The organism is Furfurilactobacillus siliginis (genome assembly GCF_001437435.1).
Lineage (GTDB): Bacteria > Bacillota > Bacilli > Lactobacillales > Lactobacillaceae > Furfurilactobacillus > Furfurilactobacillus siliginis.
Window position 1 is genome coordinate 6,202 of record NZ_JQCB01000004.1, and the last position, 15,420, is coordinate 21,621.

Annotated in this window: 16 protein-coding genes; 4 read left to right on the forward strand and 12 right to left on the reverse strand. The window is 44.7% G+C overall.

Features of this window, described 5'->3' with window-relative positions; translation table 11 throughout:
• Nucleotides 1–140 precede the first annotated feature (140 nt).
• Nucleotides 141–1,442 (reverse strand): APC family permease, encoded by a 1,302-nt coding sequence (locus IV55_RS03670; RefSeq protein ID WP_057809489.1) that lies wholly within the window; start codon nucleotides 1,440–1,442, stop codon nucleotides 141–143.
• Between the two features lie 132 nt (nucleotides 1,443–1,574).
• Here IV55_RS03670 and IV55_RS03675 point away from each other — a divergent pair, with 132 nt between their 5' ends.
• Nucleotides 1,575–1,937: a MerR family transcriptional regulator gene (locus tag IV55_RS03675; RefSeq protein WP_057809491.1), complete on the forward strand. Its 363-nt coding sequence runs from the start codon at nucleotides 1,575–1,577 to the stop codon at nucleotides 1,935–1,937.
• Nucleotides 1,938–2,015: 78 nt separating this feature from the next.
• On the opposite strand, the gene apf is transcribed toward IV55_RS03675, so the two are convergent.
• The 4 genes from apf to helD all read right to left on the reverse strand — a co-directional run bounded on the left by apf (nucleotide 2,016) and on the right by helD (nucleotide 7,826).
• On the reverse strand, nucleotides 2,016–2,606 hold the full coding sequence (gene apf / locus IV55_RS03680; protein ID WP_057809493.1) for an aggregation-promoting factor: 591 nt from the start codon (nucleotides 2,604–2,606) through the stop codon (nucleotides 2,016–2,018).
• Nucleotides 2,607–3,019: 413 nt separating this feature from the next.
• Nucleotides 3,020–4,234, reverse strand: a complete 1,215-nt coding sequence (locus IV55_RS03685) for an MFS transporter (protein ID WP_057809495.1) — start codon at nucleotides 4,232–4,234, stop codon at nucleotides 3,020–3,022.
• A gap of 78 nt (nucleotides 4,235–4,312) precedes the next feature.
• Nucleotides 4,313–5,239 (reverse strand): type I pantothenate kinase, encoded by a 927-nt coding sequence (coaA, locus tag IV55_RS03690; RefSeq protein ID WP_057809799.1) that lies wholly within the window; start codon nucleotides 5,237–5,239, stop codon nucleotides 4,313–4,315.
• Nucleotides 5,240–5,528: 289 nt separating this feature from the next.
• Nucleotides 5,529–7,826 carry an RNA polymerase recycling motor HelD gene (gene helD, locus IV55_RS03695; RefSeq protein WP_057809497.1) on the reverse strand — a complete coding sequence of 766 codons (2,298 nt, stop codon included), beginning with the start codon at nucleotides 7,824–7,826 and terminating at the stop codon, nucleotides 5,529–5,531.
• Between the two features lie 259 nt (nucleotides 7,827–8,085).
• Here helD and IV55_RS03700 point away from each other — a divergent pair, with 259 nt between their 5' ends.
• Together IV55_RS03700 and IV55_RS03705 are read left to right on the forward strand one after the other, a co-directional pair.
• Nucleotides 8,086–8,733, forward strand: coding sequence for a VTT domain-containing protein (locus IV55_RS03700; protein ID WP_057809500.1), 648 nt, complete (start codon nucleotides 8,086–8,088; stop codon nucleotides 8,731–8,733).
• 70 nt (nucleotides 8,734–8,803) lie between these two features.
• The gene (locus IV55_RS03705) at nucleotides 8,804–9,460 is read left to right on the forward strand and encodes a histidine phosphatase family protein (protein WP_057809502.1); all 657 of its coding nucleotides are present in this window, start codon (nucleotides 8,804–8,806) and stop codon (nucleotides 9,458–9,460) included.
• Between the two features lie 77 nt (nucleotides 9,461–9,537).
• On the opposite strand, the gene IV55_RS03710 is transcribed toward IV55_RS03705, so the two are convergent.
• From IV55_RS03710 to IV55_RS03730, 5 genes are all read right to left on the reverse strand, one after another.
• Nucleotides 9,538–9,849 (reverse strand): DUF2316 family protein, encoded by a 312-nt coding sequence (locus IV55_RS03710; protein WP_057809504.1) that lies wholly within the window; start codon nucleotides 9,847–9,849, stop codon nucleotides 9,538–9,540.
• A 62-nt stretch (nucleotides 9,850–9,911) separates the two neighbouring features.
• Nucleotides 9,912–10,220 (reverse strand): hypothetical protein, encoded by a 309-nt coding sequence (locus tag IV55_RS03715; protein ID WP_057809506.1) that lies wholly within the window; start codon nucleotides 10,218–10,220, stop codon nucleotides 9,912–9,914.
• A gap of 97 nt (nucleotides 10,221–10,317) precedes the next feature.
• Entirely contained in the window at nucleotides 10,318–11,064 is a 747-nt protein-coding gene (locus tag IV55_RS03720) for an alpha/beta hydrolase fold domain-containing protein (RefSeq protein WP_057809508.1), read from the reverse strand.
• A gap of 9 nt (nucleotides 11,065–11,073) precedes the next feature.
• Nucleotides 11,074–11,313: a hypothetical protein gene (locus IV55_RS03725; RefSeq protein WP_057809510.1), complete on the reverse strand. Its 240-nt coding sequence runs from the start codon at nucleotides 11,311–11,313 to the stop codon at nucleotides 11,074–11,076.
• A 251-nt stretch (nucleotides 11,314–11,564) separates the two neighbouring features.
• Nucleotides 11,565–12,371, reverse strand: coding sequence for an SDR family NAD(P)-dependent oxidoreductase (locus tag IV55_RS03730; RefSeq protein WP_057809512.1), 807 nt, complete (start codon nucleotides 12,369–12,371; stop codon nucleotides 11,565–11,567).
• A gap of 120 nt (nucleotides 12,372–12,491) precedes the next feature.
• On the opposite strand from IV55_RS03730, the gene IV55_RS03735 reads away from it, so the two are divergent.
• A complete protein-coding gene (locus IV55_RS03735) occupies nucleotides 12,492–13,079 on the forward strand; it encodes a TetR/AcrR family transcriptional regulator (RefSeq protein ID WP_057809514.1) in 588 nt (195 codons plus the stop codon).
• Between the two features lie 247 nt (nucleotides 13,080–13,326).
• On the opposite strand, the gene IV55_RS03740 is transcribed toward IV55_RS03735, so the two are convergent.
• Entirely contained in the window at nucleotides 13,327–14,286 is a 960-nt protein-coding gene (locus IV55_RS03740; protein WP_057809516.1) for an ABC transporter ATP-binding protein, read from the reverse strand.
• Between the two features lie 15 nt (nucleotides 14,287–14,301).
• A complete protein-coding gene (locus IV55_RS03745; RefSeq protein ID WP_057809518.1) occupies nucleotides 14,302–15,420 on the reverse strand; it encodes an ABC transporter ATP-binding protein in 1,119 nt (372 codons plus the stop codon).

Consider the following 15,420-nt stretch of genomic DNA (forward strand, 5'->3'; position numbering starts at 1 on the left):
ACAGTTAACTATTACATAGAGTGAACGTTGGCCGCTGTAGTTCCCGTGGCGGCGAGTTTACTTAGTCGTTCACTGCACTTGTGTTTTGCCCGCAAAGCGGGCAAAGCACTCCCCTGGCGCTGGGGGACAAAGCCCCAAGACTAGTCTTTACGGTTAGTTGAGCGTTCAATCGCCGCTCGACTCTTCTTCGTCAAAAAGTAAAATGGTACGGCAACGACTAACGCACCTAAGCCCCAAATCAGGTTAACGGGTTTTGCCTGTGACAATAGCCAAAACGAAACGAGTAACGCCACAATCGGGATCACCGGACCAAATGGAACTTTAAACGACCGTGTCTGATCTGGACGTGTCCGACGGAAAACAAGGACTGCTAGAATTGTTGGCACATATTGTGCAAAACGTGACACAACCGAAATAGCAGCTAACGTACTAAATGTACCAGTAAGTGCCAGCGGTAATGCCAATAATACTGAGATAATAACTGCCACATATGGCACACCACGGCGGTTTACTTTACCAACGACACGTGGCATCACACCATTATCAGCCATGGCTTGGCCACTACGCGGTACAGTGAATGACTGTGCAACAGCAATTCCTGAGATGGAAATAATCGTCCCTGCACCAATCAAATATTTACCAACCGGTCCAATCGCCTGTGCCAAAGCTTCCTGCATTGGAGCGGAAGTCAGCGCCAGTTTAGGTCCCAGAACACCAACAGAGACCGTTTGAATCAAGAAATACAATAACGCCACGATGCCCATCACAGTCACAATGGCACGTGGCACATCATGTTGCGGATTTTTCATGTCTTCTGCCGCAATCACGATGGCTTCGAATCCAGTAAACGCATAGAACATCACAATGGCAGCCTGTCCGAACGAACCGCTGGTGTAGTGTCCATGTGGAAACAGCGGTGTAAAGTTCCCTGCATGCATAAACCATAAGCCAATCGCGACAAATAAGATTAGCGGAACGATTTTCGCAACAGTCACCACATTGTTTAACCATTTGGTGACATTAACACCTAAGATGTTGATCGTCCCCAAACCAACTAGTAGCACCACGATAATCGTTGCTCGCCACATTGGCTGTGCTAATACTGGCCAAAATGCACCCAATGCCGTTGCCAATCCAGCCGCCATGGTTGCCCATGCAATAATACTGATTACCCAAATAATGAAGCCCACTTCATACCCAACGAAGTCACCAAAGGCTTCTTTAGCATAAACGTACGGCCCACCATTTTCTTTGAATAGGCTGGCATCTTCGGCGAAACAAAAGGCGATGCTAACCACCAGTAACATATCAAACACAAAAACCAGCAAACTAGCTGGTCCAATCAATTTCATCGCGGTATTTGGTAATAAAAAGATTCCTGATCCAATAATGGCATTAATCCCAAATAACACGATGCTTAAAAATCCAAAACGTCCCTTCACGTCTCTACCTCCTTATGACATCCCCCAATTATACGTGACCTTGAAGGTAACAAGTCACAAATTCAATGACTCGTTGTGTTAAATATAATAGCATGTTAGAGTTGCTCTAACGCAAGTCAAAAGGAGCTCGTTATGAAAGTAATTACAGAAACCAGTTTATCCATCAGCGAAATGGCTGAACAATTTGACATTAGTGCGTACACACTACGCTATTATGAAAAGATTGGTTTGTTAAATGTTCCGCGAAACGATCATCAAATTCGCTACTATCCAGATGATGTTTGCCAAACTGTGAATGCCATCGTTAATTACCGTAAAGCTGGTTTAACCATCGCTGAAATTCACCACATATTAGATAATCCAGACCATGATGCTGAGTTGATCCAAACACTGCTGGACACTAAAGCGACGTTGCAAAAACAAGTTGCTGATTTAGAGAACACACTCTCCTTTCTAGAAACTAAGATTGTCTATCACCGAAATCGACTGAAATAAATGACAAAAAAAGGTTCGTCCATTTCGGACGAACCTTTGCTTAATTGTAAATTGATTTGTGGCGTTAGCCGTGGTTGTCTACCACCAACCCTGTGACTGCCAAGCGGCTTGGGCGCCGGCCCATGAACCGTAACGAGAAGTAGCATATTGTGTCGCAACTGCTTCTTGGTTAGCAGCTGACAGGTCACCATGTAACTTGTCTAAACTCAATTGGTACTTACCGTAGTACTGACCGTTAGTAGCAGTGTATGAACCACCTGATTCACGAGCAGCAATCCAAGCTTTAGCAGCTGCATCTGAACCAGAAGCGGCCGGAACTGCGGCTTGTTGTGCTGGGGCTGCTTGTTGCGCAGCAGCTGCAGGAGCAGCTTGTTGTGCTGGAGTTGCAGTAGCAGCTGAAGTAGTAGTTTGTTGTGCTGAAGTTGTGGTTGAAGCACCATCTGCATCAGGAATAACTAATGATTGGTCAACGAAGATTAAGTTCCCACCGTTTTGTAAGTGGTTAGCGTTAACAATTGCGTCAATGGTTGTGTTGTTAGCAGCTGCTAACGTAGAAACAGTGTCGCCGCTCTTAACGGTAACGTTTGTGTCGGCATTGGCAACAACAGTACCAATTGATAATAAAGCACCGGCACTAACAGTAGATAACAAAGCTTGTTTGATCTTCATATAGAAAATTACACTCCTAATTTTTTGGTAAGCATCGAAATGCTCACGTGGCTTATTCTTTAACCATAAGTTCCGGCTAAAGTTATTTTGTAACTCAACGATGTTCACTATACAGAGTGTAAATAACAGAGAAATACCGACGACATTACAAATTTCCGCTATTTTGTCACATAAAGCGGAATCTGACACATTTCGTAATAATTGGTTTAGTTATTAAAGTAACGACTTATACCTGATTTTTGCCAAAAGACGCGGTTAAATGGCGTGCTCAATTCTAATGACACAATGGCCCTAATTGCTTTCGTATCAGCATTTATCCACATCAAAACAGCCACAGACAATGCGTCAATCGACACGTTATCTGTGGCTGTTTTAGTATGTTTTTACGTTTTCAAAGCAGCACGTTCATATTGCTAGTGCTGTTTTTGACCGATTCGACGAAATAAGACATCGACTAACAAAAGTGCCCCCGCTAGTGCAACACCCATCAAAATAAAGGTATCATCAGCCAGCCAATCGATCACAAAACCGAAGATAAAGTTCCCAACCGGGTGCATGAAATCGACGGAAATAAACCAAATCCCAAACACCCGTCCCAGAAATGCGACCTCAGTTTCATTTTGAACTAATGTAAACAGCCCCACTCCGATTCTGGAAATCAGAAATCCATACAGTGCCGTCATGGTGAGTAAGACTGGATACGGTCGCCACAATCCGGCCAAAAGCATAACGCCTGCCAGCAAATAAATGTCGCGTTCAATCTGCGGCAGGGTCCGCGTCGTCTTTGCACGAATCAGGCTCAGGCCACCAAGCATGCCGCCAATCGCCATCACCGCCATTAAATAACTATACAGATGTTCATCCCCACCAAAGTAGTGTTTCACATCATATGGTAGTAATAAATTGAAGGCCGCGTAGAAAATATTAACCACACTGTCAATTGCCACCATTTTGACTAAGACTGGCTTGCCAGCAACGTATTTAAACCCACTTTGAAGACTGGTCCAGATAGATAGCTTCTTGCCTGTCGTTGGTTGATATTTGTAGCGAATGCCCAGCAGTAATGCAATCGACAATAAGAATGACGCCGCATTAATGAAGAGAAACTCCCGGAAGTTGATCCATGAAACTGCCAGCAATGCCCCACCTAGCAGTGGTGCAAAGATATCTGCTAAGTTCAACGACGTGTTTGATAACGCGTTGAATCGCTGTAGCTCAGGTTCTTCAATCAACTCCGGAACCATCGCCTTGGCAGCAGGGAAGTTAAACCCTAACCCAATATCTAAAATAACGGTCAATAGAACCAGTTGATAGAAAATCGGATGATTAACATCCACGATCAGCGCCATTAACAGACACGCTACAAAACTAATAATGTCCGACCATAGCATGACCTGCTTCCGATTGACGCTATCAACCAGTGGCCCAGCCAATAAATCAGCTAATACCAGTACCAACCCGCCTATCCCCTGAACGATTCCTAATAAAGAGGCGGTTCCAGTAGCCTTCACAATGAACCAATTCAGTCCAAATATGTAAAGTGCATCCCCTAATCGTGAAATAAACGGACTTAAAAATAACGGCCAGCTAAATTTTCGTTTTTGATTCATAGCTGATGCTTCCTGCATGTCGCCACCTCCTTTTATCAAAATAATTATAAAAAGGACTCTCCGCTGTACACGGATCAGTCCCCAATTGCCATTTAACTAATATTGTCGCAAATATACCGCGTCAATCATATGATGTTGCATTTTATGCAGAATCACGTTTGCCCGATTACGTGTTGGTAAAATGTACTCATTTAAATTACGCAAATTGACCGCATCCCATACTTGACGTGCATATAAGAATGCATCCTCTCGGGAACTCGTTGCCAATTCATGATAATAATTTGTCGGATCATTAAAAGCTGAGTCTAGTAACATGCCAAAGCGTTCTAAGTACCAATGTTCAATTAACTTAGGATCAGCATCGACATATAGTGAAAAATCAAAAAAGTCACTCACGAATAGTTCAGCTTGTGATGGTAGCTGTAGGACATTAATTCCTTCGACAATCAGGATATCCGGCTGATCCACGATATCAACCTCATCTGGAATAACATCGTACACCTGGTGGGAATACTTCGGCGCCGTCACCTTTGGTTTTGACTGCTTTACATCGTTTAAAAACTGAATCAGCTTCCCCATGTCATAGCTATCTGGGAAACCTTTGTCATCCAGCAGCCCCTTTTTTTCTAACACGCTGTTGGGATATAAAAAACCATCCGTCGTGATCTGTTGTACATTCAGCTCAGGGTGTAGATGATGCAGCAGTAATGCCAGTAGTCGTGCACTGGTTGATTTACCAACTGCCACTGAACCTGCGATTCCCATCAAAAAAGGGACATGCCGCCGCGGTGTTTTTAAAAATGCACTGCGATCATCATTGACGCGTTGAAATTCGTCATAGCGCATGAGCAAATAATGCACTAATGGCATGTAGATTTCCTTCACATCCGCAACGGAGATCCGGTCATTTAATGACTGAATCGCATCCAAATCAACTTGGTCCAATGGAACTGTTTCGGCATCAAACAGGTTACGCCAATGATCACGTTCAAAGCGATCGTAATTCCCTAACTTTTCTACCATCATCATTCACCATGTTTTCTTCAAAAATCTCCTAAAGTATAGCATATAAGCCCATAATAACGCTGCTTTTAGACCATTTAGAATAGTAATTCAAGGAACGTGGTCCAAAAATAGGAACGTCGTGGGCAAGGCCTAGAATTGCCATACGGATTGGGCTAAAATCCGGTATCATCCGTAGTCTACACAACGACTTGAATTTTGGCCCAGATTTTCACTATTTAAGTCCACAAATTAAAAGGAGTGTTTGGGACAAAATGACTTATGCCCCAAACACTCCCAAATGAGTTACTTATTTTGTTTCATCTACATATAGCGCTTGATCAACGTGGCTCATCAACGGTGTTAGTTCGCCTTGCGCCAAAATAGTTAATTGGTGCATTGCCCGTGAGCAAATCGTGTACAGCAGCTGCCGTTCACTTTCGTCTCCATACACGGTCGCCGAAGCATCCCATACGATAATAGCGTCAAATTCAAGTCCCTTAGCCAAGTATGCTGGAATAATTAATGTGCCAGATACCAATCGTTGATTCTCGGTCCGAATCAAGGTGGCGTGGACACCGGCAGCTTTCAGCTCCTCAGCAACGGCTTCACATTCAGCCAACGTTTTCCCAATGATCGCCGTTGTTTCGTCAGCAGCATCGTTGGCAGTTAACTGGTCAATCAGTCGCGCATGTAGTGCCGACTGAGTGTCTGCTACATAGACATGTGGTTTATCACCTGTCCGATCAAACGCCGTAATCTGCTCGCCATCTACCAGCAAGTCCTTCGTAAAGTCGGTAATCTGCTGCGTTGACCGGTAAGACTTGGTTAACTGCACGACCCGCGTCTTCTCTGGATCGAACATTGTGGATAGCTCGCCAAGTAGTGTGCGACTATTTTCCTGTGTAAAGATTGCCTGGTTTAGATCACCTAGTAAGGTAAACCGTGCACGTGGGAAACTGAACTTCAGGAAGGCTAATTGGAAAGCTGAATAGTCTTGCACCTCATCAATGAAGACAAAACGAATTTCCTTTTCACCTTTCTTACCAGTCATTAAATCATACAAATATAAATAAGCTGACGTATCTGCCAAGGACAACTGGTGGTCACGATAACCAGCTAGTGTGGCATCGACACTGTCGTTCCACTGCATATCTGTGACTTGATAGTCATCCAAATTCAATAACTTCGGTACATGTCGCAAGAAATGCGCATACTGTGCGTTGATATTTAAGTACCGACTGCGAGAAATCGCTAGTTGAACCGGCTTAAAGGCCTGCATCACAATTTGTCGTGCTAAGAACCGATATTCCTTTTCTTCACTATCAAATTCACGTGGCTGATCACCAAATAATGTGTCGACTTGTTCTTTAGTCAAGTTCTGAACTGTTTCTTCCACCCATTTATCATGGATTTCTGAACTAATTCGACGGTTCAGCATCTTGATTAAGGTCTCACGGGTTGCCGATAAACGATTCCCTAAATGGTAGTTTTCGTTAAATGAATAGTAGATTTCAGCAATCTTTTCTTTGCTAACAAACACTTGATCACGGAACTTAATGTCACGGAAATGCATATCAGCCTGTTCTAGATGATTCGCATAGGCTGTTACAACGTCAAAATAGGCCAAGCTTCCCTTGAGCGCTGCAACATTACGAAAATCATTACTCGTCGTTGCCGAAAATCGCTGTTGCAGCGTTTCCACCTGAATCTTTGGTAAGCGACGATTCGTGTATTGCAGATAAGTCATCTGTACCATGTTTTGCTCCCCTAATTCGGGCAACACTTGGTTAATGTAATCGTTAAATAGTTGGTTTGGTGAAAATAAGACGACTTGTCCAGCCGTTAAGTTGCCACGGTAACGGTATAACAGCCATGCAACTCGCTGCAAGACAGCGGCTGTCTTACCAGAGCCGGCTGCCCCTTGAACGAATAGTAAATCTGACTTTGTGTCACGAATAATTTGGTTTTGTTCTTTTTGAATGGTGGTAACAATACTCTTCATCTTGGTATCCGAAGCATTGCCCAGCGCTTCCATCAGCATCTGGTCACCAACGACTTCATCCGTGTCAAAGACGGTCAAAATCGCACCGTCCTTGATCTGGAATTGGCGCTTTAGCTTAACGTCGACCGTTTGTGGACCATCCGGCGTTTGGTAGGTAATATCGCCTAAACCACCGTCATAGTAGATGGAAGAAATTGGCGCGCGCCAGTCATAAATCAAGAAATGATCTGGCGAATCAGCAAAGGAACCGAGGCCAATGTAAATCGATTCTGGTTTGTTAGCAGCGCCTTCTTGAAAATCAATTCGCGCAAAATATGGGGTCTTTTCCAGTTTTTGTAAAACATCTAACCGGCTCGTTGCACGTTGCCAACTATTTTGCCGTTCATCCAGCATCTGCTGTTGCGCACGTAAAGACATGGCCGTGTCGGTCATTCCTTCATAGCTACCAGTATTTAAATGCACTTCGCCAAAGGCTCGTTCGATATCCTTGCGATCCCGTGCGGCAGTATTGATGTCTTGTTCAGCGACAACTTCAGCCTGTTTAACCTTATCGACAACTGCATCTAAATGCTGTTGTTCATGATCTCTAATTGACTCTGCCAAATGATTGCCCCCATTACGTTCGTCTCTGTTAAAAGCTACGACAATAATCCACTGCGCCTCATTTGCACAGCTTAGTAACTTCAAAAATCGTACTAAATATTATAGCTCATTTAGACGCCGTTAGTAAAACATGAAGTCCAGTTACCGACAATGTTTTTTCGCAAGAAGTCGTAAAAATTTGCAAAGACGATTCTAACAACTCGCTATTAAGCACTAGGTTCCTTACACTTGAAGCAAGAAAACGTCAGGAGGCGCTTGGATGACCCAACTCGTTCACATTTTAAGTCACCTACAAGATTACATTTTGCCCCTGTTCTCATGGCTCGGAAATTGGAGCTACGTTACTTTATTTTTGCTGATTTTTGCTGAAACAGGCTTAGTCGTCTTTCCGTGGCTACCTGGTGAATCACTCATCTTCGTGACCAGTGCCATTGCGGCCGCCACCCAATCTAACCTAGACATCGCGGTACTGGTGCCCATTTTCTTCTTCGCAGCGGTGCTTGGTGATACGCTTAATTTTCGCATCGGTATGTGGTTATTACACTTTGACTTCATTAATAAACGCCTGCGCGGTGGCATTGAACGTGGCGAGGCCTTCTTCACCCGCTATGGTGGTCGCGCCGTCATCTTCGGCCGCTTCGTCCCCCTCATTCGGACATTTGTACCATTGCTGGCTGGCTCAGCTAAAATGAGTGAACGCCGATTTGCACTTTTAAACGTGATTGGGGTGGGCTTATGGGTCACCGTTGGCAGCGTCTTAGGTTATTACTTTGGTCGCCTGCCATTTGTACAGGCTCACTTCGCTTGGATCTTCCTAGCCGTTGCGCTAATCGGAATCGTGCCTGGCTTCATCATGGGACTAGTGCGCTACTTTCAACGCCACAGCAACCATTTCTACGAGCCTTAATGTGAAATGACTTTGCGGCATCGTAACGATGTTTGCTATGATGGAAGCATCAAATCACGCGGAGGCGCTTATGTCATTTAACGTTTACATGGTTCGTCACGGTCAAACATACCTAAATTTGTATCATCGGATGCAAGGCTGGTCCGACGCACCCCTGACAGAAAAAGGCTTGGCTGATGGCACCCACGCAGGTGAATTGCTCTCAGCTGTGCCCTTTACGGCTGCGTATTCCAGCGATTTAGCTCGCACCCAGGCAACGGGTAAGCTGATCCTTGCCGAAAACGGTAGTGGAATCACTGCTACGACACCATGCCAAGAATTCCGTGAACAATTCTTTGGCTACTGGGAAGGCTACGATGATGGCTTGTTATGGCATCAGGTCGGCTCACCGCGTGGTGGTAACTCCTACAATGAACTCATTGAAAAATATGGTCTGCAAGAAACCACAGACTTAGTGGCTGCCGCTGATCAGTATCATCATGCTGAAACTTATGCGGATATCTGGACGCGGATTCAAGCTGGGATTCAATTGTTACGTGATAACAGTCAAGACGGCGATAACGTTTTAGTTGTCACTCATGGGACCTATCTACGTCATGTGCTTGATCACTATGCGACTGACTTGCCAACGCAACCTGGCCCCCGCAATGGTAGTGTCACTAAGCTTGTCATTGATGATGCTACAGTCACTGTTAAGTACAGCGACCGACTAACATCAATTGACTAATCAAACTCAAAAAAGTTGTTATCAAGCCCTCAAACTGAGTGCTCGATAACAACTTTTTTATTTTTCGTATACTTCGTTTACAAATCGCCTGCTGACAAGCGGCGTTCATCAATAACTGTACTGTTTAAAAACCAGTACTGATGCCAATCCCCCGCTAATGCAGTAAATGGAACCGGCACTTGTCCGGCCGCCTGCACTTTATCTAACACATAATTACGTAAAATCCACACATCTTCATATGTCAGTTGGGTCAAGTTCAGCATATGTTCAAGTTTAATTTCACTAATCCCTAAATCAATCGCCACTTGAGCAACTGTTAGACCTGCGCGTTGAAAGTTGGCGCGAAACTCACGCTGAGTAGCGGCGCGTTGTGCTGGATTCAATGTCATTAGTTACGCTTCCTTTTCATCATTACATCAAAGCTATCAACTCAACGTCGCTGACGATTAGCTTAACCCTGTTGCGTTGTCGTGTACCTAGGTGCACTCAGCAATGGTTGACCCTCCAACACCGCTTTCCGTGTTGATTGCTTACGTAACGCATCTGCCAACGCGGCCTTAGGGTCTCGATGAACATGGGTCAGGTCTTCTTGTTCACTGCCGTCAACGAATCGACGTGCAACCTGGTTAATGTTGTTCGTCAACTGCCGTGTTTTAGTTTGTGATTCTGCTGGTGTAAAGGTGACTAAATCACGCACCAGTTTGCCAAGTAACTCATCATTATCAATGTGTTGCACTAAGTAATCAATTACGTCATTCATCCTGATCCACCTCACCAATTTCTAAATGTGATGAGTATGATAGTGCTTCCCAAAATCAAAGTCAACCGCTTTGAAACAGACGACGAAAACTGTTCCTTTAGCCGGCAGCAACCGGTTGTTCGATCAAACGCACAAGTTGATCAAACGCGACGGTTGCTTCAGGCATCGGTAGCGTATAGAAGTTATGCATCATATGAGGGAACTCAAAGAAATCAAGATGCACGCCATCTGCTTGTGCTTGATCGCGGAATTTTACTGCATCTGGATAAAGCAACTCGTCAGAACCCACAAAAATCGCGATGTGCCCTAATCCTTGTACATTACCATAAATCGGACTGACACGCCAATCATCCGTTGTGGTATGACGCGCATAGTAATGACCCATCATCACTTGTTGTGAATAACGATCCAAAACAAGATCCTTATTTTCATAACTGGCAATCGCTGGGTTAGTTAAGCCAACGTCTAAAACAGGTGATAATCCGATAACATTCTTTGGTTGTGGCAACCCAACTTCCTTTAAGTGTTCAGCTAAGCTCAACGCCAGGCCGCCCCCAGCGGAGTCGCCTAAGAGAATCAGCTTGTCTGGTGCCACTTTCGTCAAAATCTGTCGATACAAGCCGTCTAACATGTTTAAAACATCTTTATGATCATGGGTTGGTGCTAGTGGGTAAATAGGCATTAACACCGTTCCAGAAATCACATCGGCTAGTTGACGCGCAAAGCGGACCTGCATGCCGCGTGGTTGATTCCAAAATGAACCCCCATGTAGGTATAAAACCACGTAGCTTTGATCATCATACTTGCCATGGAACTCATATGTATCTTCATAAGTCGTAGGCACCTGAACGTCTTACTTTTCCGCCAACCGTGCATCCATTTCCCAAGGCTGCTGGTTCTTTTTTAGGTAGTAATCATACGTCACGAGATTTTCTGCATGTTTATAAGGACTAAACATCTGCTTGGGATGTAGTCGCACAAGATTCTCTAAGAGTTTACTACTGACGCTGCGCTTCTCCACTAGCTTAGCCTCTGCAGCCAGCGTTGCGCCGGCGACCAATGCGGCCGTGGCAAGAATGTGTTTTGCTTTCATGTGTGCGCCTCCTCGTTTCTCTTAGTTTACAACGTCGCTAGCTAAAATACCCGTGTGTTTCCTCAAAAAGTGATGATTCAGGTTGCCATCAACTTTTGGCGCTGACAAAAAAGCAGTACGTCAATCAAAAAGTGGGACATCAGTCATTGACGTCCCACTTTTTGATTGACGAACTTAAATAGAGAAAACGTGGTTCTAGGTCTTACTCACAGCTTCCCGACTTTTAGCCCACTCTCACCCGACCTTATATCCTACTTCATCATATGCCTTGCAACTCGGTCCTGTAATCGGAAGCCAGTGAGCCGCGTTAAATTCATCATCAGCCGCTCACGAAAGCGTACTTGATAACGAATCTTTGGTTTGCTTGCGTGCACAGCCTTCATAATGACAGCCGCCACATCGTGAACCGTCTGTGTAGCTTGCGTGATGGTTGCAGCCTGTTTTTCAGCGAGCTTCCGGTACGGTGAAGTTTGTGGCGTATTTGCCAACAATTCCGTATTAGTGACATTGGCCCAGTTCGTTTTTGTAATCCCAGGCTCAACAATGACCACATCAATATCGAAATCTGCTAATTCCAACCGTAGCACATCAGTCATCGTTTCTAAGGCATGCTTAGAAACGTGATACCAACCAGCCATGGCAAAGTAACTTTGTCCAGCTAAAGAGGAAATATTGATGATTCTGCCACGCTTGTCGGCCATCATCGTTGGCAAGAATCCTTGAATCAAGTCCATGATGCCAAAAACATTCACTTCTAACTGCATGCGTGCCTCAGTTAAGGAAACTTCCGCCAGTGCGCCAAACAACCCATAGCCTGCAGAATTCACTAAGATGTCAATGTGTTGATACGTATCGATCACATACGCCACAAAAGCTGTCACACTGCTGTGATCAGTGACGTCTAAATTATGTGCGTCAATACCTGCCGCCTTGAGCCCAACATCTTCACTGATGTGCCGTGAACCACCGATAACCTGATAACCATCTGCTTTCAAAGCTAACGCGGTTTGGCGACCAATGCCTGATGAGGCACCTGTTACAACTGCAACTTTTGTCATGTTTAATACTCCTTTAAGTATAGTTCTATCTCTTAAATAATAAAGCGAGTATAAACGATAGAACTATATCTAGTCAACTACAAACTTTTCGTATATGATTGAACTTAAGGAGACCTATTCATGAAATTAAAAAGTGAAGCATTACGCCAACAGATTCTCACTGCTGCGACCACAATTATCGTTAACGAAGGTCTAACCGCCGTCTCAACCGTTAAAGTTGCTAAGGCTGTTAAGACGCCCCAATCAAATATCTATTCCTACTTTCAAAATAAAGAAGCGTTGCTGTTGGCTGTCTTTGCAGCACATCAGCAACGCTTGATTGAAGCTTTAACCAGTGTCTTAGATGAGACGCTGTCGCCTAAAGAAAAGCTACATCAATTAGTCACAGCGATGGTTCAGTTGGGACTCGCACATCCCGACACCATTCGCATCATTTTGTTATTTCGTCAGCAACCCGAATGGCGCCCACGTTTGCCTAAAAATTCCGACAGTGCATTTTTCACGGCCATCTTCACGCAATTTGCACAACTACAGCAACAACAGATCGTCAAACCTTATGACGCCTCATTCCTAGCAGAAGGTGTCTTCAGTATCATCACCAATTACCTAATCGCCATTGATGCTGGTGAGTTAACCACGACAGCACTATCTCAAGCCGACCTCATGACCCTAGTCGACGACTTCTTGTTGATGCCTGACTATCGGTAAACAAAGAGTGGGGCTAAAGTCGGGAAGTCGTGAGCAAGACCTAGAACGGCCGTACGGATTGGTCTTCAATCCGGCATCACTCGTAGTCTGCACAGCGACTTGACTTTTGATCCACGTTTTTACTATTTAAGTTCGTAAATCAAAAACGAGTTTGGGACAAGATAACCTATGTCCCACTCTCTAGAAAACAAAACATCGACCGCAATCCAACAAAAAACGCCACCCGCAAAGGTGGCGTTTTTAATGTTTATAAGACTTCTAATCCAGCTTGTCGTGCACGTTCCTGATACTTAGGAATTTCATCTTCCGCAGCTCGAACAAAGTGGTGCGGTGCAATTTCTACCATTGTCCGTGGTTTGTCGTCACCTTCTTGAGATGCGTCATAGTGAATCTCCTGACGGGCACGTTCAATTTCAGGGTCTGGCACAGGCACGGCTGATAACAGACTCGTCGTGTAGTCATGCAGTGGCTTCGTATAAACCTCGTCAGCCGGTCCGATTTCCAGCATCCGACCATAATGCATAACTCCGATACGATCTGAAATGTACTTCACCATTGATAAATCATGGGCAATAAACAGGTAAGTCAGGTTTTGCTTAATTTGCAATTCCTTCATCAAGTTAACGACCTGGGCTTGAATGGACACATCCAATGCTGAAATTGGTTCATCAGCAATGATAAAGTTTGGATTAACCGCTAACGCGCGGGCAATTCCAATCCGTTGCCGTTGCCCACCGGAAAATTCATGGGGATAACGACTCGAATGGTCTTTATTCAAACCCACTGTCTCCAGTAATGATTCAACCATTTGTGACCGTTCTTCATCATTTTTAGCCAAGTGGTGGATGTCGATACCTTCAGCCACGATGTCCTTAACCTTCATCCGCGGGTTCAATGATGCATAAGGATCTTGGAAAATCATCTGCATTTCTTTACGAAATTCCAGTTGTGATTTGCGATCTCTAATCTTAGCAACATCCTTGCCGTTGAAAAGCACTTCACCTGCAGTGGGATCATATAAATGAATGATTGCGCGCCCGGTCGTCGTCTTACCTGAACCGGATTCGCCGACCAAACCAAACGTCTCTCCTTCGTAAACATCGAAGGAAACGTCATCCACAGCATGCACTTCATCAGCTCTGCCAATGTTGAAATACTGCTTTAATCCTTTGACTTCAAGAATCTTTTTACGATTCGTGTAATCCATACTGACGTCTCCTTTCTATTCACGATCATCATCGAAGGTCGTGGTTGGTGTGACTGGGGTCTCTGGGCGAACCAGTTCGCCAGCTTCATTATGCATGCTAGCCCATTGTGCCTGCCGCTTTGCAATGGCAGCTGGTGGTGTGACTTTCGGTGCACGTGGATCCAACAACCAAGTAGCTGCAGCATGCGTCTTGGACACTTGGAAAAACGGTGGTTCTTGTTCTGCATCAATCTTTAAAGCGTACGAATTACGCGCCGCAAAAGCATCACCCTTGGGTGGATCCAATAAGTCAGGCGGTGTCCCTGGGATTGCAGATAGCTCCCCACTTTGGGTATCCAACGTCGGCATGGAATTTAATAAGCCCCATGTATATGGATGTTGTGGATTATAGAAGATTTCATCTACGGTACCGTATTCCACGATTTTACCCGCGTACATAACGGCAATCCGGTCAGCCATCCCTGCAACCACCCCTAAATCATGGGTGATGAAGATGATTGACGTTTCAATCTTTTCTTGTAATTCCTTCATTAACTTCAGAATTTGTGCCTGAATCGTTACATCCAACGCTGTGGTTGGTTCATCAGCAATCAGCACTTCTGGGTAACAAATCAACGCAATGGCAATCACGATTCGTTGCCGCATCCCACCAGAAAATTGATGTGGATAATCGTTGATCCGGTGTTCAGCATCAGTAATGCCAACGAGCTTCAGCATTTCCAACGCTTGTGCCATCGCCTTATCTTTAGAAATATGCTTGTGAATCCGTAATGGTTCAGCAATTTGCCGACCAATCTTCATCGTGGGATCCAAAGACGTCATTGGGTCTTGGAAAATCATCGCGATATCCATGCCCCGAATTTCTTGCATTTCCTTTTCAGATTTCTTCAGCACATCTTCACCGTGGAACAAGATCTCCCCACCGGCAATTTCTGCGTTATCAGCATTTAAGCCCATCAAGGAACGCGTCGTAACTGATTTACCTGAACCTGATTCACCAACAATGGCTAACGTTTCACCCTTTTTTAAATGGAAGGAAACGTCACGAATCGCCTTAACCTTACCCGCATAGGTGTTGAAGTTAATCTTCAGGTTGTTAACTTCGATTAAATTTTCATTCTCAGTGTTTTCCAT